The 23,284-nt window shown below is 69.8% G+C and carries 21 protein-coding genes and 1 pseudogene; 13 read left to right on the plus strand and 9 right to left on the minus strand.

Annotated features, from left to right (window positions below; translation table 11 throughout):
* The first annotated feature begins 299 nt into the window (after positions 1 to 299).
* Entirely contained in the window at positions 300 to 965 is a 666-nt protein-coding gene (locus APAU_RS01550) for a GntR family transcriptional regulator (protein ID WP_006299897.1), read from the plus strand.
* 34 nt (positions 966 to 999) lie between these two features.
* Here APAU_RS01550 and APAU_RS01555 read toward each other — a convergent pair whose 3' ends face one another.
* A complete protein-coding gene (locus APAU_RS01555) occupies positions 1,000 to 2,334 on the minus strand; it encodes an MFS transporter (RefSeq protein ID WP_006299898.1) in 1,335 nt (444 codons plus the stop codon).
* A 94-nt stretch (positions 2,335 to 2,428) separates the two neighbouring features.
* On the opposite strand from APAU_RS01555, the gene APAU_RS01560 reads away from it, so the two are divergent.
* Positions 2,429 to 2,866: a hypothetical protein gene (locus APAU_RS01560; protein ID WP_006299899.1), complete on the plus strand. Its 438-nt coding sequence runs from the start codon at positions 2,429 to 2,431 to the stop codon at positions 2,864 to 2,866.
* A gap of 4 nt (positions 2,867 to 2,870) precedes the next feature.
* Here the strand turns inward: APAU_RS01560 and APAU_RS01565 are convergent, their stop codons facing one another.
* A complete protein-coding gene (locus tag APAU_RS01565; RefSeq protein ID WP_006299900.1) occupies positions 2,871 to 3,773 on the minus strand; it encodes a DMT family transporter in 903 nt (300 codons plus the stop codon).
* Positions 3,774 to 3,982: 209 nt separating this feature from the next.
* Here APAU_RS01565 and APAU_RS01570 point away from each other — a divergent pair, with 209 nt between their 5' ends.
* From APAU_RS01570 to APAU_RS01585, 4 genes are all read left to right on the plus strand, one after another.
* Positions 3,983 to 4,426: a nucleoside recognition domain-containing protein gene (locus APAU_RS01570; RefSeq protein WP_006299901.1), complete on the plus strand. Its 444-nt coding sequence runs from the start codon at positions 3,983 to 3,985 to the stop codon at positions 4,424 to 4,426.
* Entirely contained in the window at positions 4,426 to 4,890 is a 465-nt protein-coding gene (locus APAU_RS01575) for a nucleoside recognition domain-containing protein (protein ID WP_006299902.1), read from the plus strand. The genes APAU_RS01570 and APAU_RS01575 overlap by 1 nt, the downstream gene beginning before the upstream one ends.
* Before the next feature lie 90 nt (positions 4,891 to 4,980).
* Positions 4,981 to 7,413 (plus strand): sensor domain-containing protein, encoded by a 2,433-nt coding sequence (locus tag APAU_RS14495; protein ID WP_006299903.1) that lies wholly within the window; start codon positions 4,981 to 4,983, stop codon positions 7,411 to 7,413.
* A gap of 119 nt (positions 7,414 to 7,532) precedes the next feature.
* Positions 7,533 to 8,732: a metallophosphoesterase gene (locus APAU_RS01585; protein ID WP_006299904.1), complete on the plus strand. Its 1,200-nt coding sequence runs from the start codon at positions 7,533 to 7,535 to the stop codon at positions 8,730 to 8,732.
* On the opposite strand, the gene cls is transcribed toward APAU_RS01585, so the two are convergent.
* Both cls and APAU_RS01595 read right to left on the minus strand, forming a co-directional pair.
* The gene (gene cls / locus APAU_RS01590) at positions 8,733 to 10,370 is read right to left on the minus strand and encodes a cardiolipin synthase (protein WP_006299905.1); all 1,638 of its coding nucleotides are present in this window, start codon (positions 10,368 to 10,370) and stop codon (positions 8,733 to 8,735) included. It lies immediately after the preceding gene.
* A gap of 1 nt (position 10,371) precedes the next feature.
* Positions 10,372 to 11,619, minus strand: a complete 1,248-nt coding sequence (locus APAU_RS01595; protein ID WP_006299906.1) for a Glu/Leu/Phe/Val family dehydrogenase — start codon at positions 11,617 to 11,619, stop codon at positions 10,372 to 10,374.
* 156 nt (positions 11,620 to 11,775) lie between these two features.
* On the opposite strand from APAU_RS01595, the gene APAU_RS14500 reads away from it, so the two are divergent.
* Positions 11,776 to 12,675: a hypothetical protein gene (locus APAU_RS14500; protein WP_006299907.1), complete on the plus strand. Its 900-nt coding sequence runs from the start codon at positions 11,776 to 11,778 to the stop codon at positions 12,673 to 12,675.
* Positions 12,676 to 12,761: 86 nt separating this feature from the next.
* Here APAU_RS14500 and APAU_RS01605 read toward each other — a convergent pair whose 3' ends face one another.
* A complete protein-coding gene (locus tag APAU_RS01605) occupies positions 12,762 to 13,901 on the minus strand; it encodes a sodium ion-translocating decarboxylase subunit beta (protein ID WP_006299908.1) in 1,140 nt (379 codons plus the stop codon).
* Between the two features lie 392 nt (positions 13,902 to 14,293).
* Here APAU_RS01605 and APAU_RS01610 point away from each other — a divergent pair, with 392 nt between their 5' ends.
* Positions 14,294 to 14,965: a TerC family protein gene (locus APAU_RS01610; protein WP_006299909.1), complete on the plus strand. Its 672-nt coding sequence runs from the start codon at positions 14,294 to 14,296 to the stop codon at positions 14,963 to 14,965.
* A 190-nt stretch (positions 14,966 to 15,155) separates the two neighbouring features.
* The gene (locus APAU_RS01615) at positions 15,156 to 16,577 is read left to right on the plus strand and encodes a glycosyl hydrolase family 18 protein (RefSeq protein WP_006299910.1); all 1,422 of its coding nucleotides are present in this window, start codon (positions 15,156 to 15,158) and stop codon (positions 16,575 to 16,577) included.
* A 49-nt stretch (positions 16,578 to 16,626) separates the two neighbouring features.
* Here the strand turns inward: APAU_RS01615 and APAU_RS01620 are convergent, their stop codons facing one another.
* Positions 16,627 to 17,529 carry an alpha/beta fold hydrolase gene (locus APAU_RS01620; RefSeq protein ID WP_006299911.1) on the minus strand — a complete coding sequence of 301 codons (903 nt, stop codon included), beginning with the start codon at positions 17,527 to 17,529 and terminating at the stop codon, positions 16,627 to 16,629.
* Between the two features lie 72 nt (positions 17,530 to 17,601).
* Between APAU_RS01620 and APAU_RS01625 the strand changes: the two genes are divergently transcribed.
* From APAU_RS01625 to bioA, 4 genes are read left to right on the plus strand one after another with little or no spacing between them, the layout of a single operon-like run.
* Positions 17,602 to 18,180 (plus strand): biotin transporter BioY, encoded by a 579-nt coding sequence (locus APAU_RS01625; protein ID WP_006299912.1) that lies wholly within the window; start codon positions 17,602 to 17,604, stop codon positions 18,178 to 18,180.
* Positions 18,177 to 19,142 carry a biotin synthase BioB gene (gene bioB / locus APAU_RS01630; RefSeq protein ID WP_006299913.1) on the plus strand — a complete coding sequence of 322 codons (966 nt, stop codon included), beginning with the start codon at positions 18,177 to 18,179 and terminating at the stop codon, positions 19,140 to 19,142. Before APAU_RS01625 ends, bioB begins: the two co-directional genes overlap by 4 nt.
* Positions 19,142 to 19,885, plus strand: coding sequence for a dethiobiotin synthase (bioD, locus tag APAU_RS01635; protein WP_006299914.1), 744 nt, complete (start codon positions 19,142 to 19,144; stop codon positions 19,883 to 19,885). Before bioB ends, bioD begins: the two co-directional genes overlap by 1 nt.
* Positions 19,882 to 21,234: an adenosylmethionine--8-amino-7-oxononanoate transaminase gene (gene bioA / locus APAU_RS01640; protein ID WP_006299915.1), complete on the plus strand. Its 1,353-nt coding sequence runs from the start codon at positions 19,882 to 19,884 to the stop codon at positions 21,232 to 21,234. Before bioD ends, bioA begins: the two co-directional genes overlap by 4 nt.
* Before the next feature lie 34 nt (positions 21,235 to 21,268).
* Here the strand turns inward: bioA and APAU_RS14850 are convergent, their stop codons facing one another.
* The 3 genes and pseudogenes from APAU_RS14850 to APAU_RS01650 all read right to left on the minus strand — a co-directional run bounded on the left by APAU_RS14850 (position 21,269) and on the right by APAU_RS01650 (position 23,274).
* Positions 21,269 to 22,132 carry a substrate-binding periplasmic protein gene (locus APAU_RS14850; protein WP_232207790.1) on the minus strand — a complete coding sequence of 288 codons (864 nt, stop codon included), beginning with the start codon at positions 22,130 to 22,132 and terminating at the stop codon, positions 21,269 to 21,271.
* Positions 22,133 to 22,153: 21 nt separating this feature from the next.
* Positions 22,154 to 22,963 (minus strand): annotated as a pseudogene (locus tag APAU_RS14855) (methyl-accepting chemotaxis protein); the annotation flags it as partial.
* Between the two features lie 89 nt (positions 22,964 to 23,052).
* Positions 23,053 to 23,274 (minus strand): sulfurtransferase TusA family protein, encoded by a 222-nt coding sequence (locus APAU_RS01650; RefSeq protein WP_006299917.1) that lies wholly within the window; start codon positions 23,272 to 23,274, stop codon positions 23,053 to 23,055.
* Between the last annotated feature and the right edge of the window lie 10 nt (positions 23,275 to 23,284).

The following is a 23,284-nucleotide window of genomic DNA, read 5'->3' on the forward strand; positions in this document are numbered from 1 at the left end:
ATAATCGAAAAACCAAGATAGAACAGAGAGTATCCTTGGTATCCAGTGAATACAAATCAGTTTTATCCTCTCTCCGTCCCCTTGTCAAGACGGTCCGCCCGAAGGGGGAGCAAGGCGATCGTATAGGGGTGTCGGGCCGGGGCATCACGGCGGGGTGGCGGCGGGTGTGGGGGAGGGGGCGGTCCTGTCCCAGGGGGTCCGTTCCCGTCGGGGCTTTGACAGACCGGAGGGCTTTCCTTATGGTAGGCACCGCAAGGCCGTTTCGAGACCCCCATGACCTGGGAGGGAGAAGGAAGCCCATGGAAAACCACATCTACTCCTCCGCGGCGGACTACGCCTACGGCAGGCTTCGGCGGGACATCATCCTCAAGCGCCTGGAGCCGGGGCAGCGTCTCTCCGAGGCGGGGCTGGCGGAACAGCTGGAGGTGAGCCGGACCCCGGTTCGGGAGGCCCTGCGGCGCCTGGGAGCGGAGGGGCTGGTGGTCCTGGTGCCCAACAGCGGGGTCTGGGTGGCCTCCCCGTCCCTGCAGGAGATGGTGGACACCTTCGACGTGCGGGAGGGGCTGGAGTGCATGGCGGTGGAGCGGGCGGCCCGCAACGCCACGCCCCTGCAACTCTGTCGCCTGGAGGAGTGCATCGAGAGGGAGGAGGAGGTCTTCCGGATCCGGGACTTCGAGGAGTACCTGGAGGTGAACACCGCCTTCCACCGCACCCTTGCGGAATCGGGGGGCAACCGGGTGCTGGCGGACTACGTGGAGAAGCTCCTGGCCCGCACCTTCGTCTTCATGGTGTTCTACGAGGACTTCTTCGAGCGCAGCGGCAACCCCAGTCTGGAGGACCACCGACACCTTCTGGCGGCGCTGCGGCGCAAGGACGGGGAGGCTGCGGTGGCCCTCATGCGCGCCCACGTCCAGACCTCCGCGGAGGATCTGCGACGTACCCTCCAGGGGCACGAGGTGCCCTGACCCCTCCCCCCGAACGCCCCGATCCCGGTTCGGCCTAACCCTCCCGTTTCCCCTCCAGCAGGCCCTGGGCGGCGAGGCGGTTTCTCACCGTCTCCTCCTGCTTCTTCATGGCCCGAATCGCCCCCAGCCCCGAGGCCACCGTGGCCAACCCTCCCAGGAAGAGAGCTTCCGGGGTCCCCCAGACCTTCCCCAGCGCCCCGGTGAAGAGACTGCCGAAGGGGGCCATGCCCATCACCGCCAGGATGTACAGCCCCATGACCCGGCTTCGCTTGTCGTCGTCCACAAGAAGCTGCAGCAGGGTGTTGGCCCCCACCAGGGAGAGGACCATAAAGAAGCCCGCGAAGCCCACCGAGACCATGGAGAGGATCAGGTGCCGGGAGAGGGCGAAGGCGGCGATGGCCGCCCCGAAGGCCGTTGCCGCCCGGGGGACCAGTCGGTCCAGGCCCTGGGGGGACCGGCGCCGCGCCATGAGGAGGGACCCGGTGATCCCCCCGATGCCCGTGGCGGCGGTGAGGAACCCCAGGGTCTGGCTGTCCCCGCCCAACACGTCCCGGGCCACGGCGGGAAGCATCACCAGGTAGGAGAAGGCGAACCAGGAGAGGGCGCTCAACAGGAGAAGCAGCAACCGAATGGGGACGTTTTCCATGCTGTAGCGCCACCCCTCCCGGAGGTCCCCCAGGGTACCGTGGGCGGAGGGGGACGGTCCCTCCTGGGGGGGGAGGCGGAGGGCCAGAATGGCCATGAGGGTGGCGGAGTAGGTCAGGGCGTTGGCCAGGAAGCAGGGGCCTTCCCCCATCCGGGCGATGGCGAACCCCGCCACCGAGGGGCCCACCAGCCGGGCCACGTTGAACAGGGAGGAGTTCAGGGCCAGGGCGTTGCCCAGGTCCTCTTTCTGGTCCACCAGCTGGGGCACCAGGGAGTGTCGGGTGGGCATCTCGAAGGCGTTCACCACCCCCAGAAAGAGGTTCAGGACCACCAGCTGGGCGTAGGAGACGAGCCCCGTCAGGGTGAGGGCCGCCAGGGCCAGGGACTGGAAGCAGCATAGGGCCTGGCAGAGGAAGAAGGTGTTCTTCAGGTTCCACCGTTCCAGCAGGGCCCCGGTGAAGGGGGTCAGAAGCAGGAGGGGGATGGAGCCGGCGAAGTCCACCACCCCCAGGGCCAGGGGCGAGCGGGTCAGGCGGTACACCAGCCAGCCCGTGGCCACCTTCTGCATCCAGAAGCCCGTGAGGGACACCGCCTGTCCCGCGAAGAACAGCCGGTAGTTGCGGGAACCCAGGGCACGAAAGAGCGAGGTCGCGTCGTCCTGCCCCACCGGCGGGACGGTTTCGGGGGTTTCCGGGGCGGAAGAAGATGGATGATCCGACGGCATGAGGTTCCTCCTTGCGGGGCACTTCCTGCTAGGATACTCCCAGATAGGAGGATCGCAGGGCCGCAGGATGCCCTGCCTTCCGAGGAGGTGCGCGATGGAACGGACGAAGACGGAAGACCGAATCCGACGCTGTTCCCAGAACGCGGAGCGGCTGGTGGCTTCCCTGTCCACCCTGGCGGATCGGATCGACGCGGCCCGCCGGGGGGGCAACGCGGAACTCCTGGAGCACTACCAGAAGGAGTTCGACCAGGCCTCCCTGAAGTTCATGGGAAACGTGGAGGCCATCCTGGACGACTACTATGTCCTCAAGGGAAAGAAGCGCTCCCGTCTGGCCAACGAGCCCCTGGACCGGGACGAGCTGGTGCGTCTCCAGCGGACCGTGCAGACCCTGGTGCTCTCCGCCCCGGCGGCGGTCCCTTCGGGGGCCCTGGACGTGGTGGCCGCAGACACGGAGGAGATCCTTCGGGAACCTCCCTTTGCCCCTCCTCTCGTCAAGCCCGGCAAGGGGCCCAAGGTGGATCTGAGAGGGTAGCCGGTCAGCTCAGGCCGATGGCCGCAGACCCCAGCGCCACCAGGACGATGCCTCCCCATTGATAGGGACGCAGCCGGTCTCCCAGGAAGAGGGTGGCCACCAGGGCGGTGAGGAGGGGGCTCGCGGCGGTGATGGGGGTCACCAGGGAGGCGGGGGCCAGGGTCAGGGCCAGGGCGAAGGCGAAGCCCCCCAAGGCCAGCCCCGCCGCTCCCGCCCCTGCCAGGGCCGCCCAGGAGCGCAGGGGAACCCGGCGGATCTGCCCCCGCAGGTCCGGCCGTCCCCGGGTCTGGAGGAGCCAGATGCTCCACGCCAGCACCACCAGCAGGGAGGAGCGCCAGAAGTTCACCCCCAGGGGGGTGAAGCCCCCTGTCGTGACCAGCCATTTGGTGAGGGGGATGCTCAGGCCCCAGCAGAGGGCCGCCGCCAGGGCACAGAGGTAGCCCCTCAGGGGAAGCCTCCGGTGAACCTCCGATTCCCGGGGCTCCAGGCGCAGCAGCACCAGCCCCGCCACGATGATCCCCGTGGCCGCAAGGGCCAGGAGGGACGGCCGTTCCCCCAGCCACAGCACGGAGATCAGGGTCACCACCAGGGGGTAGGAACTGGAGACGGCCACCGCACGACTCACCCCGATCTGCCGGATCGCCGCGAAGTAGAGCACGTCCCCCAGGATGTTCCCCAGGAGCACGTTGGCGAAGAGGGGCAGGCCCACCCGGCCTGGGGCGGGGGGGATGAGGCTTCCCGGGTCCAGGGCAAACAGCAGGATCGCGGAGGCCCCCCAGAACCCCAGGGAGCGGACGGGGTTGACCTCGTCCGGGGCGACGCCCACCATGCCCAGACGCAACAGAAGCGGCGACGCGGCCCACAGCCCCGCCGTCCCCAGACTCAGGACCAGCCCCCAGAACCCCATGGATCCTTCCCCTTCCCCGATGCGGACAATGGAACCAGAATAGGCCCTTCTCCCGTACAGGTCAAAGGACAATCCGGTTCGATCCATACTTTTGAAAGATTCTGTCCCCCGATCGCTTCTCCCTTGTGTTAATCTGTGCGGGTCCCGCTTTCCCCTTGGGGGGCGGAAACCGCGGGTGGGACGCAGATAGGACGAAGGAGTGACGGAACATGGACGGAACGATGCCTTCCCTGAAGGTCTCCCTGGGGCGGGGGTGGCGGTTGGGGCTGGACACCACCTGGATGCTGGTGAAGATCACCCTGCCGGTGTACGTGGCGGTGTCCCTCCTGGGGGCCACCCCGGTTCTGGGGTGGGTGGCCCGGGCCTGCGAGCCTCTCATGGACCTCTTCGGCCTTCCCGGAGAGGCCGCCATGGTGCTGGTGGTGGGCAACGCCCTGAACCTCTACGCCGCCATCGGGGCCATGAAGGCCCTCTCCCTGACCCACGCCCAGGTGACCATCCTGGCGCTGATGCTCTCCTTCTCCCACAACCTCTTCGTGGAGACCGCCCTGTGCCGCAAGCTGGGGCTCTCCATCCCCCTGGTGGTGGGGGTGCGCCTCCTGATGGCCGTCGCGGCGGGGTTGTCCCTGCGGGCCCTCCTGGGGGCGGCGTGATGGATCTGCTGCTTCGGGTGGCCTGGGGGGGGTTGCGCTCCGTGGTCACCCTGGGGGTCATCGTCATTCCCCTCATGGTGCTGATGCAGCTGGCCCGGGATTACCGGGTCCTGGAACGGCTCCTGGGGCTCTTCTCCCCCTTCGCCCGGCTGCTGGGGATCTCCCGGCGGGCGAGCCTGCCCCTGGTGGTGGGGCTGGCCTTCGGGCTGGCCTACGGGGCGGGGGTGATCGTCCAGGCCTCCCGGGAGGGGGGGCTCTCCCTGAAGGATCGGTTTCTGCTGGTGCTCTTCCTGGTGGGGTGCCACGCGGTGGTGGAGGACACCCTGGTGTTCGTGGCGGTGGGGGCCAACGGGTGGGTGCTCCTGCTCTCCCGTCTGGGAGCGGCGGTGGGGCTCACCGCCCTGGCGGCCCGGTGCCTTCCTGACGGGGTCTTTCGGGAGGGGGAACCCCTGGGGGGAGCCTGAAGCGGCAGCTCGTCGTCCCGTGACAGGGGTTGCCCTCTGCACCTATAATTGGGCAAAGGGATCCTCGTATCCGCCTAGGGGGTGGGGTTCGTGTCCGACCGTCCTGTCCAACCTTCCGATCTCCTGACGTTGCTCGAAGACGCGGTGGTGGGGGTCTTCCGTTCCACCCCCGAGGGTGCCTTCCTGTGGCTCAACGCAGCCCTGGCCCGGCTGTTCGGCTTCGAGTCCGTGGAGTCCTTCATGGAGGCCCGGGGGGAGGACGCCCGGGTCCTCTACGGGGATCCCCGGGATCGGGAGCAGATGCTGAAGGCCATGGGGAAGCAGGACCGGCTGCTCCAGTTCGAGATGGACATGCGGCGCCGGGACGGTTCCGCCATGGTGGTGCGCCTCTCCTGCCGCCTGGTGCGGGACGAACGAGGAGAGCCCCGCTTTCTGGAGGGCTTCGCGGAGGACGTGACGGCCCAGCGGCGCATGAAGGAGGAGCTGGAGTCCCGAACCCGGGAGATGGAAGCCATCCTCCGGGCCCTTCCCGACGCCATGCTGGTGGTGGACCCCCGAGGGAAGCTCCTGGCGGCCCGCCCCGGGGCCCAGATGCCCCTGCCCGGGGAGGGCCCCCTGGAGGATCGCCCCCTGGAGGAGGTCTTTCCCCGGGAGCTGGCCGAACCCATCCGGGAGACGGTGGAGCGGGTCCTGGATCAGGGGGGGCGGCACCTCTTCGAGGGAGCCTGGGAGTCCAGGGGGCAGTCGGTGCATCAGGAGGGGCTCTGCTGCCCCCTGGACGGAAACCGGGTGCTCTGCCTGCTTCGGGACGTCTCCTCCACCCGCCGCGTGGCCTCCTCCCTGGGCATCGCCCAGGGAATCATCGCCCTGGCCCGGGAGGGCATCCTGGTGTGCGACGCCCGGGGGTTCATCGAACAGGTGAACCCGGCCTTCGAGGCCATCACGGGGTACACCTCCGCCGAGGCGGTGGGGAAGACCCCGCGGATCCTCCGGTCGGAGCGCCATGACGAGGATTTCTACCGGGGCTTCTGGGATGCCCTCCGCCGGGAGGGGACCTGGGGAGGGGAGATCTGGAACCGCCGGAAGAACGGGGAGATCTACCCCCAGTGGCTGGCGGTGGCGGCCCTCCAGGACGAGGGGACCGGGACGGTGCGCTACGTGGGGGTGTTCAGCGACCTGACGGAGCTGAAGACCAAGGACGCCCAGATCCTCCACCAGGCCTACTACGACAAGCTCACGGGGCTGGCGAACCGCCACCTCCTCCAGGATCGCCTTCGGGTGGAGCTGCGGGCCTGCGCCCGGGAGAACCGTCGGCTGGGGCTGCTCTTCCTCGACCTGGACCGGTTCAAGATCCTCAACAGCACCCTGGGCTACCTCATGGGGGACCAGGTGCTGGTGGAGACGGGGCAGCGTCTTTCCGCCGCCGTGGGGGACCAGGCCACGGTGTCCCGCACCGGGGAGGACGGTTTCGCGGTGCTCCTGCCGGACCTGGAAAGCCCCGGACATGCGGGGGGAGAGGCCCGGCGGATTCTGGAGGCCCTCCAGGTCCCCTTCTCGGGCCCCGAAGGGCCGGTGTACGTCACCGCCAGCCTGGGCATCGCGGTGTTCCCCGAGGACGGGGAAGAGTCGGACATGTTGATCCGCAAGGCCGACGGGGCCCTCTACCGGGCCAAGGCCCGGGGGGGCAACGGCTACTCCTTCGCCTCCGAGGACCTGGACCGGGACTTCGCCCGACGCATGAACCTGGAGGTGGGCCTCCGGAAGGCCCTGGAGGAGGACCAGCTCCTCCTGTACTACCAGCCCATCCTGGAGCTTCGGGAGGGGCGTCTCGTGGGCCTGGAGGCGCTGCTGCGCTGGTCCGAGGCCCCCGGGCGCTTCGTCCCCCCCGACGAGTTCATCCCCCTGGCGGAGGAGATCGGCCTGATCCAGCCCCTGGGGGCCTGGGTCTTCCGCAACGCCCTGAAGCAGCTGCGCTCCTGGGAGGACAAGGGCTTTCGGGATTTCACCCTCTGCGTCAACGTCTCCCCCCTCCAGATCCGGGACCCCCACTTCCCGGAATCCCTGGAGGAGGCCCTGCGGGAGACCGGGGCGAACCCGAAGAGGCTGGTCCTGGAGATCACGGAACAGTGTCTCCTGGGGGAACGGGCGCCCTTGCGGGAGCTGTTCCTGCGCCTGCACCGCCTGGGGATCCGGGTGTACATCGACGACTTCGGCACGGGGTATTCCTCCCTGAGCTACCTGAAGGACTTTGCCCTGGACGGACTGAAGGTGGACCGCTCCTTCCTCCAGGGGGTGCCGGAGAACCAGCGCAACCGCTCCCTGGTGGAGGCCATGCTGGCCATGGCCCGGGGGCTGGGGTTGGAGTCGGTGGTGGAAGGGGTGGAGGAGGAGGGGCAGATGGACCTGCTGCGGCGACTGGGGTATCCCCAGGTGCAGGGTTTTCTGTTCAGCCGCCCCCTTCCCGCGGAGTCCCTGGAATCCCTGCTGCAGAAGGGAAGGATCCCCCTGCCGGGGAGGGCGTAGCCCCCTTCCCTCCAGGGGGCGGGGCGCTCCTGGACCCCCTGCGGGTTTGACGCCCTCCCCCCGGGCGGAGAGAATGGTAAACCCCGGCGCTTCCTGCGGGGGCGAAGGGGGAAGGGCGGATGATCGAACGGGCTCGGGCGGGGTACCTGGGTATCCTGGGCACGGTGGTCCTGGGGGTTGCTGCGGTCCTGGGGTTCTACGGCCGCTTCGTCCACCCCCTTCCCGGCCTCCCCTGGCCCCTCCTCTTGGTTCCTTTGGGGGCGCTCCTGACGGCTCCCCTCTTCCCCCCCTCCTCCTGGAAGGGGCGCCTGCGCCTCTGGAAGGACCCCCTTACCCTGGGAGCCTACCTTCTGCTGGCAGGGCTCTTTTTCTTCCTGGCCTTCCTCCTGTCCCTTCTGGGGCTGGACCTGCTCCTCCGCCCCCCGGGCCTCCTGGGGCGGCTGTTCTTCCCCCTCTCCCTCCTGGCCCCCCTGGGGCGTCTCCTTCCCGCCCCGCCGGGGGACCTGCTCCTGGCCCTGGGACTGGCGACGGCGGCCACCCTCTGGGGGGTGGTGGAGGCCGCCTGGGTGCGGGTGGTGCGGGTGACCCTGCGCTCCCCCCGGATCCCCCCGGGGACGGAGCGGCTTCGGGTCGTCCAGATTTCGGACCTGCACCTGGGGCTGATCCACGACCTGCGGTTCCTGCACCGTCTGGTGCGGAAGATCCGCCTCCTCAAGCCGGACCTTCTGGTCTCCACGGGGGACCTGGTGGACGGCTCCCTGGAGGGGCAGGAGGACGTGGCGGACCTGATCCGGGAGATCCGCCCCCGCCTGGGGGCCCTGGCGGTGACGGGGAACCACGAATTCTACGCGGGGCTGGAGGAGGCCCTGGCGTTCCATCGGCGCTGCGGTTTCCGGGTGCTGCGGAATGAGGCGGTGCGGGTGGGGCCCCTGTGGGTGGCGGGGGTGGACGACCCGGGGGGCAAGTACGGCCCCACCGCCCCTCGGGCGGACGAGGAGGGGCTGCTGGAGGGCTGGGGGGAAGGGGGGAGGCGCCCCTATGTGCTCTTTCTGAAGCACCGCCCGGTGGTTCGGCGGGGCACCCTGGGGCGGTTCGACCTGATGCTTTCGGGGCACGTCCACGGGGGGCAGGTGTTTCCCTGGAACCTCCTGGCCCGGTCGGCCTATCGCTACGCCCGGGGGCTCAAGCGCCTCCGGGGGGCGGGACGGGGGGCCTTCCTCTACGTCAGCGCCGGAACGGGCACCTGGGGCCCCCCGGTGCGTCTCTTCGCCCCTCCGGAGGTGACGGTGTTCGACCTGTTCCCGGCGAAGCGCCGGTAGCTAGAGCTGGGGGGAGAGCAGGCGGCAGAGGGATTCCAGGAACCGCTCCTTCAGGGGACGGCAGCGGCGCTCCTCCAGGGTGAACTCCCGGCTGTGGGCCAGGTCCTGGACGAAATCCGCCTCCAGCCGCTCCGTCACCCCCCGGTCGTAGAGAAACGCCTGGACCTCGTAGTTGATCTCCAGGCTCCGCAGGTCCATGTTGGCGGTGCCCACGGAGGCCACCTCCCCGTCCACCAGGACGATCTTGGAGTGGATGAACCCGTTCTGGTAGCTGTAGACCCGGATCCCCGCCCCCAGCAGGTCGTCCAGGTTGCCCCGGGAGGCCCAGTAGACCATCTTGTGGTCCGCCTTGCCGGGGATGATGATCCGCACGTCCAGGCCGCTCAGGGCCGCCACCTTCAGTGCCCCGATGAGATCCGGGCTGGGCACCAGGTAGGGGGTGGTGATCCAGATGCGTCGCCGGGCCCCGGAGATGAGGGAGAAGTAGCCCTGGAGGATGGCCTCCCAGATGGAGTCGGGGCCGCTGGTGGCGATCTGAAGGGGTTTTTCGGGGTAGATCTCCTCCACGCAGGGAAACAGGTCCGCCCCCTCCAGGGGTTTGCGGGTGCAGAACCGCCAGTCCCGCAGGAAGATCTCCTGGAGCTTCGAGACCCCCTCCCCCCGGAGGCGCAGGTGGGTGTCCCGCCAGTGGCCCATCTCCGGGTTGCGCCCCAGGTACATGTCCCCGATGTTGAGCCCTCCCACGAAGCCCGTGTGCCCGTCCACCACCAGGATCTTCCGGTGGTTCCGGTAGTTGAACTCCCGGCGGAACATGGGGAACGAGGCGGGCAGGAAGGGATGGGCCTCCACCCCCGCCTCCTGGAGGCTGTTCAGGTAGTCCTTCCCCAGCTTCCAGCTTCCCACCCCGTCGTAGACCACCCGCACCGCCACCCCCGCCCGGGAGCGTTCCTCCAGCACCTCCCGGATCTCGTTGCCGATGCCGTCGTTGGCGATGGCGAAGTACTCCAGGTGGATGAAGTACCTCGCCTCCCGGAGGGCTCCCAGGATGGCCCCGAAGGTGGCGTCCCCGTCGGTGAGCACCGTCACCTCGTTGTGGGCCAGAAGGGGGGTTCGGGAGTTGCGCAGCAGCAGCCGCACCGTCCGGTCGAAGGGAGGGGCCACCGGGGGAAGGAACGGGGCGTCCCCCTCCGCCAGCTTCCTGGCCTGGACCTCCGACAGCTCCGTGAGGGCGGAGGAGGCGGAAGGGGTGCACCGGCGGAACCAGCGCATGGCGACGAAGCGCGGTCCCACCAGGAAGTACAGCAGCAGCCCCACCAGGGGGAGGAGCACCAGCACCAGGAGCCATGCCACGGTCCGGTCGGGGTTCTTGTTCTCCAGAAGGATGACCCCCCCGGTGACCAGGACGTACAGCCCCACCAGCTCCGGGCTCAACAGGACGTCCTTCAGGTCCCGCAGGGCCGTCCGCAGGTAGCCCAGCAGTTCCCCCAACAGCCCCCCGCTGGCCAGGGAATCCCGCAGCAGGCCCCCCGCCCGCTGGAGGGTGGGCAGGTGGGCGGCCACGAAGGCCGCCGCCCCCAGAAACGCCAGGAGAAGCAGAACCTCCAGCAGATGGGTGGAGCGTCGGGGACGGGGTTTCATCCTAGGGCCAGATCCCCTTGAGCCTCATGGCCCGAAGCACCTTCCCCACCCCCCGCACGAAGGCGGCGGTGCGCAGGGGGATGCGGAACTGTTCCGAGAGGGTCCAGGTCTCCCGCAGGGCCCCGGAGAGGCGTTCGTCCAGCCGTCGGAGCACCTCCGTCTCCGACCAGAAGTCCCCGGTGCGCCCCTGGATCCACTCGAAGCAGCTCACCGTGACCCCCCCGGAGTTGGCCAGCACGTCCGGGGCCACCAGGACCCCCTTGTCCTCCAGGATCCGGTCCGCCTCGGGGGTGGTGGGGGCGTTGGCCAGCTCCAGGACCACCTTGGCCTTCACGGAGTCCGCGTTGTGTTCCGTGAGGGCGCACTCCAGGGCGGCGGGGACCACCACGTCCACGTCCAGGGCGAAGATCTCCTCCCCCGTCAGGTCCTCCGCCCCGGGGAAGTGGCGCAGCAGCCCCGTGAGCAGCTTGTGTTCCCCCAGGGATTTGGGATCCAGCCCCCCGGGGGCGTAGACCCCCCCGTGGCTGTCCGAGACCGCCACCACCTTCATCCCCTGGGCGGCGAAGGCCTGGTGGGCGGTGATCCCCAGGCTCCCGTAGCCCTGGATGGCCACCCGGACGTCCCGGGGATCCATCCCCAGCTCCCGGAGCAGCTCCCGGAGCACGAAGGCCCCCCCGTGGGCCCCCGAGGCGTTCCGCCCCTGGGAGCCCCCCACCTCCAGGGGTTTGCCCGTGTAGGCCGCCGGGACGCTGTCTCCCCGGACCTTTTCGTAGGTGTCCTGGAACCAGGCCATGGTCTGGGGGTTGGTGTTGATGTCCGGGGCGGGGATCTCCAGGTCCGGCCCGGTGGTGCTCGCGGTGGCCAGGGCGTAGGCCCGGCTCAGGCGCTCCAGCTCTTCCCCGTCCAGGTCCTGGGGGTGCACCCGCACGCCCCCCTTGGAGCCCCCGAAGGGCAGCCCCGCGGTGGCGCACTTCACGGTCATCCAGGCGGACAGGGCGGCGATCTCCTCCCGGGAGGCGTCCCGGTAGAACCGCACCCCTCCCTTGTAGGGGCCCAGGGCGTTGTTGTGGTGGCTCCGCCAGGCCTTGAAGAGGCGGAGGGACCCGTCGGCGAGGCGAAGGGGCAGGGTGTACTCCGTCACCTCCTTGGGCTCCCGGAACAGAGGTAGCAGCTCCGCGTTGGCCCCCAGGTAGGGCTCCGCCCGATCCACCTGCTTCAGAAACATGGCATAGAGGTCGTAGTTCGCCACGAGGCACTTCCCCCTTTCGTTTCCTTAAGACCGGTAGCAGCAGTATAGAGGTAGGGAGAAGCTCGGGACAAGGTTTGGGCTGCCGCGGCGACGCCGTCGTGCTATGCTCTGGCAAAGGCTCGAAGGGGCGCCGGGCCGGAAGGGGAGGGATGGACCATGAGGGATCGACGGATGGGGAAGGGCTGGATCCTGCTTCTTGCCCTGTGCTGCTGTATCGCGGGGCTGCCCGCCTGGGCCGAGGAGGGGATGCCGCTTCCCGCGGCGGCGAAGGGGTTGGCGGAGGATCTGACGAACCGGGTGGACAAGGAAAACCTGGCGGCCCAGGACCCCCAGGACCTGGAGGGCCTGGCGGTGTACAACCTCTGGAAGGCCCTGGCGGAGTCCCGCACCCTGGGGGAGGCGAAGCGCTACTCCACCCGGGCGGCGGTGTACGGCTGGGCGCTCTACGTCCGAGCGGGAGGCAGCCTGTGGCAGATGGGCAAGCTCCCCGGGTCGGGGGATCAGATCATCCTCACCCTGGAGGGGAAGAAGCGCCACGGTCCCACCTTCGACCTCTACCTGGAGGGGCTCATGATCGGCATGATGGGCCTGGCGAACCGCACCCTGGGCAAGCCCGAGGCGCCGGAGTGGGCCCTGGTGGCCTACGTGCTCCAGGAGACGGAGCGGCTCTTCCGGGTGCACCCCTTCCGCAAGTCCGGGTCCTTCTCCCCCCTCTTCGGGGAGTACGGCCAGGTCTACTATTACCTGCGCCTGGCGGCCCGCAACCGGGGCATCCTGCCGGAGCTGGAGGTGAACGTCCCCTCGGTGGTGAAGTACATGGAGGCGGGGGAGGACCCGTTCTTCCGGGCTGCCTTCTCCGCGGAGCTGGCCGTGGGGGTCCTGAAGGAGGACAAGTCCCGGGCCACGGAGTACTTCCGCCTCTACCTGAAGAACGCCGAGGCGTGCAAGCAGCGTTGGCGGGTGGTTCCCCTGCCCCTGCTTTACGGCGGCCAGGACCCCCCGGAGAACGAACGGATGGTGGAGTCCTTGGCCCGAAAGACCCTGGCGGGAAACTGATCCGAAGGGGCAGAAGGAGACGAGAGGGGGCCCGGCGAGGATGCCGGGCCCCCTCTGCGCGTCCTTTCGGAGGAAACGAAGGTCTTCTAGCTGAGGATGGCCAGAAGGATCCCCCCCGCCAGAACGGAGCCGATCTGTCCGGAGACGTTGGCCCCGATGGCGTGCATGAGGAGGAAGTTGCTCTTGTCCGCTTCCTGTCCCAGTCTCTGGATGACCCGGGCGGACATGGGGAAGGCGGAAATCCCCGCGGCCCCCACCATGGGGTTCACCTTCAGGTGCGCCGGGAGGAAGAGGTTCAGCAGCTTGGCGGAGAACACCCCCCCCGCCGTGTCCAGGACGAAGGCGATGAGCCCCATGCCGATGATCATGAGGGTGGAGAGGTTGATGAACTTGTCCCCCGTCATGGTGGCGGAGATGGTGAAGCCCAGGAGGATGGTGACGATGTTGGCCAGTTCGTTCTGGGCCGACTGGGAGAGGCGCTCCGTGACGCCGCTGACCCGCAGCAGGTTGCCGAACATGAGGAAGCCCAGCAGAGCCACGGAGGCGGGGGCGATGATCCCCGCCAGCAGAGTCACGGCGATGGGGAAGACGATGAGGAGCCGCCGGGGCACCTCCCGCTGGACGTAGGGCATCCGCATGGCCCGTTCCTTCTTGGTGGTGAGGAGCTTGATCACCGGGGGCTGGATGAGGGGCACCAGGGCCATGTAGGTGTAGGCCGCCACGGAGATGGGGCCCAAGAGGTGCGGGGCGAAGCGGTTGGCCACGTAGATGGAGGTGGGACCGTCGGCGGCGCCGATGATGCCGATGGAGGCCGCCTCGTGGAGGTTGAAGCCCAAAAGCAGCGCCAGCCCCAGGGTGAGGAAGATCCCCACCTGGGCGGTGAGGCCGAAGAGGAAGACCTTGGGGTTGGAGAGCAGGGGGGTGAAGTCGCACATGGCCCCCACGGCGATGAAGATGAGCAGGGGGAAGAGCTCCGTGCTGATTCCCGCGTGGAAGAGCAAGGTCAGCGCTCCCTCGGTGAGCTTGCCTCCCGCCATCTGGTCCAGGGCGGAGGTGAAGGGGATGTTCACCAGGATGGTGCCGAAGCCCATGGGAAGGAGCAGGTTGGGTTCGAACTCCTTGACGATGGCCAGGTACATCAGCGCCGCCCCGACCCCCATCATGATGAGCTGCTTGTACGTGAACGCCAGGATCACCGACGTGAACTGCGAGATCAGATGCTCCATTCGTCTCCACTCCCTGAGGGTTCATCTTTTATGCGTCCGGTCCGGCGGGACCCCGTATTCTTAAGCCAACCTCCCCGGTCTGTAAAGCCCCGGAAGGAAGTCGGAAGGCTTTGAGTTTTCGAGGGATTCCCCTCCCTTCGCACCCGGAGGGAGGGGCGATCCTCTGGAGATTTTGAAAAATCCCGCAAGATGGACATCTTGATCGTTTCATGGCATGCAATGCCCAATTCTTTGGGAAAAGCAGGTCCACCGGGGAGTTTCCCTCGGGATTCGATGAATTGATCTTGCTCTTGCAATAAAATGACAAGTTCACCCGGGGTGGCTATCATCCTTTCCCGGAGGGGGGCTCTTCTCCGAATCTTCCGCCTCGGGCGGACTGGAGCGTGGAATCCATGATGGAATGGCTCCTGGCATTGGGCAGCATCATGTTGGTCAACGTGGTCCTGAGCGGGGACAATGCGGTGGTCATCGCCCTGGCAAGCCGCAACCTCCCGGAGAAGCAGCGGAAGACGGCGGTTTTGGTGGGCAGCGGGGGGGCCATCGTGCTGCGGGTCCTGCTGACCCTCGTGGCGGTGGCGCTGCTCCGGATCTCCTACATCCAGTTCTTCGGCGGGGTCCTGTTGATCTGGATCGCCGCCAAGCTCCTCATGGAAAGTCGGGAAGAGGACGAGGCCATCCAGGGTTCCGGCAGGCTCGGGGCGGCGGTGCGCACCATCATCCTGGCGGACCTGGTGATGAGCCTGGACAACACCCTGGCCATCGCGGCGGTGGCCCACGGGAACCTGGTCCTGCTGGGGGTGGGGCTGACCCTCTCGGTCCCCCTCATCATCTTCGGCGCCCAGCTCATCGCCAAGGTGATGGACCGGTTCCCCCTCATCGTCTACGCCGGGGCGGGGCTCATCGCCTGGACGGCGGGGAAGATGATGGCGGAGGACCCGAAGCTGGGGCACCTGATGGTGAACTATGTGCCCGAATGGGTGATCCCCGGGGTGGTGACCCTGGGGGTCATGGCGCTGGGGTACGGGTGGAACCGGCTGCGCCGTCCCGCCCGGGAGGCGGCCTAGGGCCGGGACCTCCGGTCTTCCCCAAGGGGATGGAGAGGACATCCTGGGCGGGGGGCGGCCTCATGGGCTGCCCCCCGCTTTTCTTGACCCCGGGGGAGGGGGCACGCTAGAGTGGCCCCCGAGACGAACGGGATCGGTTTCCCCGGGGCCTTCCGGGCCTGTGGGGAAGGGATGGAAAGGAAGTGGACGGATGAGAGGCATGGTACGCGCCCTGCTGGGGGTGCTTCTGGGAGCGGTCCTGGCCTCGGGGGCCTTCGGGGAGGAGCCCGTGGTCCTGCGGATGGGGGCCTTCGACGGGAACCTCATCGAGGTGGGGCAGGGACTGGCCCAGGGGGAGGATCTGTGGGTCCCCGTGGGGGTCCTGCGTCGTCTGGGGGCGAACGTGGCTACCGACGACCCCGCGAGACGGGTCTGGGTGGAGCCCGGGACGAACCTGTCGTTGCCCGAGGGGGTCGTCCTTCCCCCCGGAGAGGGGCTGCGGCTCAACGCCCGGGCCAAGTCGGTCAGCGGGGATCTGTACCTGCGGGTCCGGGGCTGGGAGCGGGCCCTGGGGGTCCGGGGGGACCGGGGGGACGACGGGTCCTGGACCCTGCGTCGCCTGGAGGGTCCCGGAGACCTGCCGGAGGCCTCCCTTCCCCTGTCCTTCGATCGGACCGCCCTGCCGGAGCGCTTCCTGTTGGCCTGGGATCCGGTCTTCCGGGTGAACCCGGACCAGGATCCGGAGTTCCCCCAGGGGCTCGACGTGATCTCCCCCTCCTGGTTCGTGGTGCAGCCCGACGGGGAGGTGGAGAACAACGGCTCCGTCGCCTACGTGCGGGGGGCCCACCTTCGGGGGGCCCAGGTGTGGGCCCTGGTGCACAACGGTTTCAAAGCCGACCGGACCCGCGTCTTCCTGAACGACCCCCGGGCGGTGGCCCGGACGGTGGCCCGGCTGGCGGCCTACGTGGAGCTGCTGGACCTGGACGGGATCAACCTGGACTTCGAGAACATCGCCGACCAGGACCGGGACGCCTACACTGCCTTCGTGGGGCGGGTGGCGGAGGCGCTGCACCGCCAGGGCCGGAAGGTCTCCGTGGACGTGACGGTGCTCTCCAACAAGCCCTACTGGTCCACCTGCTACGACCGGAAGGCCCTGGGGGAGCTGGTGGACTACGTCATGGTGATGACCTACGACGAGCACTGGCGCACCAGCCCCCGGGCGGGGTCCGTGGCCTCCCTGCCCTGGGTGGAGCGGGGGGTGCAGTCCCTCCTGCAGCTGGTGCCGGCGAACAAGGTGCTCCTGGGGGTGCCCTTCTACACCCGGGAGTGGGAGGAGACCCCCCGGGGAGGAGGGGTTTCGGTGCGTTCCAAGGCCCTCTCCATGGCTTCGGCGGACCAGCGGATCGCGGAGAACGGGGCCCCGGTGGTGTGGCTTCCCTCGGCGGGGCAGCATTACGCGGAATACCGCAAGGGGGGGCGCCGCTACCGCATCTGGCTGGAAAACGAGCAGTCCCTGGAGCTGAAGACCTCCCTGGTGCGTCGCTACGGCCTGGCGGGGGTGGCGGCCTGGCGCAAGGGCTTCGAGAAGCCCACGGTGTGGCCGGTGCTCCACCGGAACGTGAAGGGGCTCTAGGGGAGAGGATCCGCGCGGGGGGCGTCCGAGGGGGCGCCCCTCGCCTCGTTCAGAGCGCCTCCGCCAGGGGGAGGAGGCGCTCTTCCAGGACCCGGCCGAAGGCCTCCGGTTCCTCGAAGAAGGGGAAATGCCCCGAGGCCCGGAAGGGGATCCAGTCCTTCCGGGGGGCCTCCAGGTCCCGAAGCCAGCGGTGCGCCAGTCCCGGAGGGGTCACCAGGTCGTGGAGTCCCTGGGCCAGCAGGACCGGCACGGGCAGGCGGCGCACCGAAGCCACCGGAGGGCCCTGGAAGCGGAAGTGCCGGGCGGAGAACCAGGCTCCCCGGAGGAGCCCCGGCAGGTCCCGAAGCCGGTAGGTCCGGGAGGCGGCGAAGGCCTTCCAGAGGAGCAGGGGGGTGGACCGGCGGTGGAACACCCCCCCGAAGCGCAGCAGGTGTCCGTAGAGGTCCCCGGTCCTTCGGGGAAGCCGCAGCCCCCGGGAGGCCAGGAAGGCCCTCTGGGTTCTCCGGGCCCGGGGGTCGTCCACCACTTGTCCCACCCCCAGCAGGGCCGAGAAGGGTTCCGGGTCCCGCAGGATCATCCCTACCCCCAGCTCGCTCCCCCAGGAATGGCCCAGAAGAGCTACCTTACGTCCCCCGAAGTCGCTTCCCAGACGGCGGGCCACCTCCACCCCGTCCTCCGCCAGGCGGCGAGGACACAGGGTCTCCGGGGGCACCCGGGGAGACCAGGAGCGCCCCGCCCCCCGCTGGTCCCAGTGGGCCACCAGGAACCGGGCCTCCATCTCCCGGGGGAAGCCCCCGGCAAGACAGCTCAGGGGTCTTCCGGGACCCCCGTGGAGCACCAGCAGGGGAGGCCCCTGGGGGTTGCCCCTCAGGAGGACGTGCTGGTCGATCCCTCCGATCTCCCAGCGGACCCAACGGGAGATCACGCCCCGGGTACCCCACGTGTCAACCATTCAAAAAAAATCATTGACATAACGCCCCCTCGGAGGTACGGTCCCCGCATCTCGTTGTCGGAGGTGGGATCCATGGAGATCAGAGAGCCGGTCCCCGTTTCGCCGGTTCCCGCAGGTTCGGCCACCCGGTTCTGGGTGCGGGCGGGGCTTTTCGCCGCCCTGACGGCGGTAGGGGCGTTCCTGCGGGTGCCCCTGCCCTTCGTTCCCTTCACCCTGCAGTACTTTTTCTGCGCCCTGGCGGGGTTCCTGCTGGGGGCCAAGGGGGGCTTCGCTTCCCAGGGGATCTACCTGGCCCTGGGGCTGGCGGGGCTGCCCGTGTTCACCGCCGGGGGCGGCCCCGCCTACGTGTTCCAGCCCTCCTTCGGCTATCTCCTGGGTTTTCTGGCCGCCGCCCCCCTGGTGGGATGCCTTGCCCGGGGTCCCCTGACCCTCCTGAAGGCCTACGGGGTTGCCCTGGCGGGGGTGCTGGGGGTCTACGCCCTGGGGGTGCCCTGGCTTTGGGGGGTCTTCAACCTCCACCTGGGGGATCCCCGGACGGTGCGCTGGGCGGTCACCTACGGCTTTCTGGCTCCCCTGGGGGGAGACCTGGTGCTCTGCGGCCTCATCGCCCTGGGGGCGGTGCGGCTGCGGCGGCTGGGGGTCTTCCGATGAGCCCCGGGGAGGTCCGCTCCCTGGTGGATCGGGTCGTCTCCCGGGGGGAGGGGGTCTGTCGGGAGGAGGCCCTGGCGCTTCGGGACGCTCCCCTCCCGGATCTGCTGGAGGGGGCTTCCCGGATCCGGGAGGCCTTCTCGGGGCGGACTCTCCAGCTCTGCGCCATCGTCCCCTTTGCCTCCGGGGCCTGCGGGGAGGACTGCGCCTTCTGCGCCCAGTCCGCCCGCTGGAACACCCGGTGCGTCCCCCGACGGATGGAGGACGAGGAGGTGCTGGCGGCGGCCCGGCGGGCTCGGAGCCGGGGGGCCCGGTTCTTCTCCCTGGTGGTCTCCGGCCGGGTCCCGGAGGAGGGACTGTTCCGTCGGATGGTGTCCCTGATCCGGCGGCTTCGGAAGGAGACGGACCTGCACCTGTGCGCCTCCCCGGGGCTGGTGGACGAGGCTCAGGCCCGGGAGCTGGCGGAGGCGGGGCTTCGGCGGCTTCACGGCAACCTGGAGACGGGGCCCGGGTTCTTCCCCCGGGTCTGCACCACCCACCGGTTCGAAGACAAGCTCCGTTCCCTGGCGGCGGCCCGGGCGGCGGGGCTGGAGGTGTGCTCCGGGGGGCTTTTGGGGATGGGGGAGGGGTGGGAGGACCGGGTAGACCTGGCCCTGGCGGTGCGGGAGGCCGGGGCGGTCTCCGTGCCCCTGAACGTGCTGGTGCCCCTCCCCGGCACGCCCCTGGAGAGCCGCCCCTCCCTGGAGCCGGGAGAGTTCCTGCGCGTCGCCTCGGTCTTCCGGTTCGTGCTGCCCCGAGCGCGGATCCGCTTCGCCGGGGGACGGGCCCGGGTGGGATCGGACCAGGAGGCGGCCCTCCTGGGGCCCGTGGACGGGGTGCTGGCGGGGGACTACCTCACCACCCCCGGGCCGGGGTGGGAACAGGACCGACAGCTCTTCGCCCGGCTGGGACGGGAGGTGGGGTGATGGGGCGGGCCTTCTGGGTGCTGGGAACGGGCACCGACGTGGGGAAGACCTTCGTTTCGGGCTTTCTGGTGGCGGGGCTGCGTCGCCGGGGCCGGGAGGCGGGGTACTACAAGCCCGTGGCCAGCGGGGGGGTGCGCACCCCGGGGGGCCTGGCGGCCGCCGACGCCCTCTGGGCGGCGGAAGCCTCGGGGCTGGGGGACGACCCCGTCTCCCTGGGGGGGTGCGTCTACGAGACCCCCGTCTCCCCCCACCTGGCGGCGCGGCTGGAGGGGCGCCCCGTGGACCGGGGGCGCATGGACGAGGAACTGGCCCGGTGGCGGACGATCCGGGATCCCCTGGTGGTGGAGGGGGCGGGGGGGCTGGCGGTGCCCCTGGACGACCGGGGCACCCTGATGGCGGACCTGGCGGCGGCTTCGGGGCTGCCGGCGGTGCTGGTCGCCGCCCCGGGGCTGGGTTCCCTGAACCACACCGCCCTCTCCGCCGCCTTCGCCCGGGGTCGGGGCATCCCCCTGCTGGGGGTGGTGGTCTGCGGCCACCGGCCGCAGGACCCGGTGGAGCGGGACAACCTGCTCTGGATGGAGCGGATGGCGGGAGCCCCCCTGCTGGGGGTCCTGCCCCGGGCGGACCTGCCGGAACGGCCGAGGGACTGGACGGCGGCGCAGCGGGAGAGCTTCGTCTCCCTCTGGGACGAAGGGACCTGGGGGCGCTTCGAGGCGGCCCTGGGGGAGGGGAGGACGGGATGAGCGAAACCTTCACGGAACGGCAGAGGCGGGACCTGGCCCACAACTGGCACCCCTGCACCCAGATGGCGGACCACGAGGAGTGGCCCCCCCTGGCGGTGCGCTCCGCCCGGGGGGTCTGGCTGGAGGACGAGACGGGGCGCCGGATCCTGGACGGCATCTCCTCCTGGTGGGTGAACCTCTTCGGCCACGGCCACCCGAGGCTGGTGGAGACCCTGGCCCGACAGGCGGAGAGACTGGACCACTGCCTCTTCGCGGGGTGCACCCACGACCCCGCCATCGAGCTGGGGGAGCGCCTCGCCGCCCTCTCGGGGCTTCCCCGGGTCTTCTACGCCGACAACGGGTCCTGCGCCGTGGAGACCGCCCTGAAGATGAGCTTCCACGCCCACCGCAACGCCGGGGCGGTGGGGCGGACCCGTTTCGCCCACCTGGGGGGTTCCTACCACGGGGAGACCCTGGGGGCCCTGGGGGTGGGGGACCTGGGGCTCTACGGGGAGGTCTACCGGCCCCTCCTCCGGCCGGGGGTGCGGGTGGAGGGGCCGGACTGCTTCCGGTGTCCCTACGGCCTGACCCGGGAGGGTTGCGGCGTCCCCTGCCTGGACCGGGACCGGCGCACCCTGGAGGCCCACGGGGAGAGTCTCTGCGGGGTCATCGTGGAGCCCCTGGTGCAGGGGGCGGCGGGGATGCGGGTGTACCCTCCCGCCTACCTGGCGGGGCTTCGGCGGGTCTGTTCCGATCTGGGGATCCACCTCATCGACGACGAGATCGCCATGGGCTTCGGCCGCACGGGGACCCTCTTCGCCTGCCAGCAGGCGGGGGTGGTCCCGGACCTGATGTGTCTCTCCAAGGGCATCACCGGAGGGATGATCCCCTTCTCCGTCGTCCTGGCCTCGGAGGAGATCTACCGGGCCTTCTACGGCGGGGGGGGGCGGCAGGCGTTCCTGCACAGCCACAGCTACTCCGGCAGCCCCCTGGGCTGCGCCCTGGCCTGCACGGTGCTGGACCTCTTCGAGGAGGAGGGGATCCTGGACCGGGTGGCCCGGCTGGGGCGGTTCCTGCGGGAGCGGGTGGCCTCGGAGCTGCCCCGGTGTCCCCACCTGGGAGAGTACCGGCAGATCGGGCTGGTGGGGGCCCTGGAGCTGGTGGCGGACCCGGGGACCCGTGCGTCCTTCTCCCCGGACCTGCGCCTGGGACGGCGCATCGCCCGGGCCGCCCTGGACCGGGGGGTGCTGCTGCGGCCCCTGGGGGAGGTGGTGTACTTCCTTCCCCCCTACGCCGTCACGGAGGAGGACCTGGAGGTCCTGGCGGAGGGGGCCTTCGGGGCGGTGCGGGAGGTCCTGGGCTCCCTTTAGGCAGAAGCCCCGGGCGGACCGTCGAAGGGGGGGCTCAGGCCAGAACGGAGTTCAGCCTCTCCAGCAGGTCCCGCCGATCCCGGTGCACCAGGCAGACCACCTGGATGTCCTCCAGGGGGTCCCCTAGGGGGACGAAGGCCCCGTCGAAGCGGGTCCGGTTCAGGTGGTCCGCCACCCGGGTCTCCGCCGCCACCCCGTCCAGGCGGCCCCAGAGGTGTTCCGCAAAGCTGGCCGCGTCGTCCTCCATCTCCGTCACTCGGGCTCCCCGGGACCGGAGCAGGGCGATGAGGTTTCCCGTGCCCCCTCTCTGGACGCCGATGGAGCGTCCCGAGAGGTTCCGGGGGTCCAGGTCGATCCTTCGGGGGCGGCCCAGGCCGTCCCGATTCGCCCCGTAGATCCGGGTCTGCATGCGCCCGTAGGGCCGGGTGGCCGCCACGGGGAAGGCGTCGAAGTACGAGTTGGGCCATCCTGCGTTGAGGATCACGTCGATGTCCCCCTCCACCAGCAGGGGGAAGACCCGGGCCCAGGGGGCCCCCACGAACCGGGGGGTCAGCCCCAGGGCCTTCGCGGCCCGTCGGGCCGTCTCCACCCCGGTGCCCTCGGAGACCCCTCCGGAGAGGCTCACCCAGGGGGCGTAGGCGTCGTCGTGCCCCACCGCCAGGATCCCCCTCCCCCGATCCAGGGCCCGGACTTCCGGGCTGCGGCGCAGGGCCTGGATGCGGGCGAACCGCTCCTGTCCCTCCGCCGCGCAGCGGTCCGCCGTCTCCACCAGGGAACGGTTGCGCCGGTCCTGGACGGCGGAGAGAGCCAGAACCTCCCGGATCCGGTGGCCGATGGCGCAGGTTTCCTCCAGCACGGTGCCTTCCGTGCGGTCCTGGGCCTTCACCTGCTTCGCCATGGCGTCCAGGCGCTTCGAGGCGTCCGAAAGACCCTCCAGGGAGGCCTGGAGGGTGCGGCGTCCCGAGTGGATGCCCTCCACGGTTCGTTCCTTGTTCTCCCGGAAGTCCTCCAGCACCGACCGGGTCTCTGCGGTGCGCTCCCCCAGGGTGCCCATGAGGGCGCCGATGCGTTTGGTGATGACCGTGCTCTCCCCCGCCAGTTTGCGCACCTCGTCCGCCACCACCGCGAAGCCCCGGCCGTGCTCCCCCGCCCGGGCCGCCTCGATGGCCGCGTTGAGGGCCAGGAGGTTCGTCTGCTTGGCCACCTTCTCGATGCCCGAGAGCATCCCCGCCACCTCCACCGCCACCCCCGCCAGGGAGGCCACCAGGGACTGGACCCCCTGGAAGGAGCGGTTCATGGCCTCCAGGGACTCCGTGGCCTCCTCCATGATCCGGGCGCTCTCGTTTCCCCGGGCCACCGTGTCCTCCAGGCGGTTCTTCAGGTCCTCCGCCTCCCCGACGAGGGCGGAGGAGGTCCGGCGGCTTCCCTCCATCTCCCCGCAGGCCCGTTCCAGGGAGGAGCGGTTCCCCTCCAGCTCCGCAAGCAGCCCCGCCGCGTCGGTCCGGGAGAGGCGAAGGTCCTCCCTCTGCTCTCGGGCGAAGGAGCGCAGGGCTCCGTCGGCGGCGTCCAGAAGGTCCAGGAGGTCGCGCAGCACCTCCCGGGAGGGTTCGGGCAGGGTCGGGTTCATGGGGGTCACCACTCGTTCTTCAAGGGATGGGAGAGGCCTTTTGGGGGAAGAGGGGTACGGCGAGACGGGTCTCCGAGGAGGAAGATAGGCAGAGGGCGTCATGAAAACAAGGTGATCCGTTCACAGACTTCCCGCACGGGGTGACAAATCGGGGGGCCTTCAGGGCCCCCCGAAGCGGTGCGCGTGCCCTCCTAGCGGTCCAGCAGGACCCGGAAGTCCCCCTCCGGGGTGGCTTCCGAGGAGACCCGGAAACCCTGTCCCCGGGCGAAGCGGGACACGTTCTCCCGGGAGGTGACGGAACTCACCAGGACCTCCAGGGCCTTGCCCGCGTGGGCGTCCGCGGCCTTCTTCGTCTCCAGCACCGGCTGGGGGCAGGAGAGCCCCCGGGCGTCCACAAGGATCCGTTCGGTCATGAGCGTACCC

Source organism: Aminomonas paucivorans DSM 12260 (assembly GCF_000165795.1).
GTDB classification, from domain to species: domain Bacteria; phylum Synergistota; class Synergistia; order Synergistales; family Synergistaceae; genus Aminomonas; species Aminomonas paucivorans.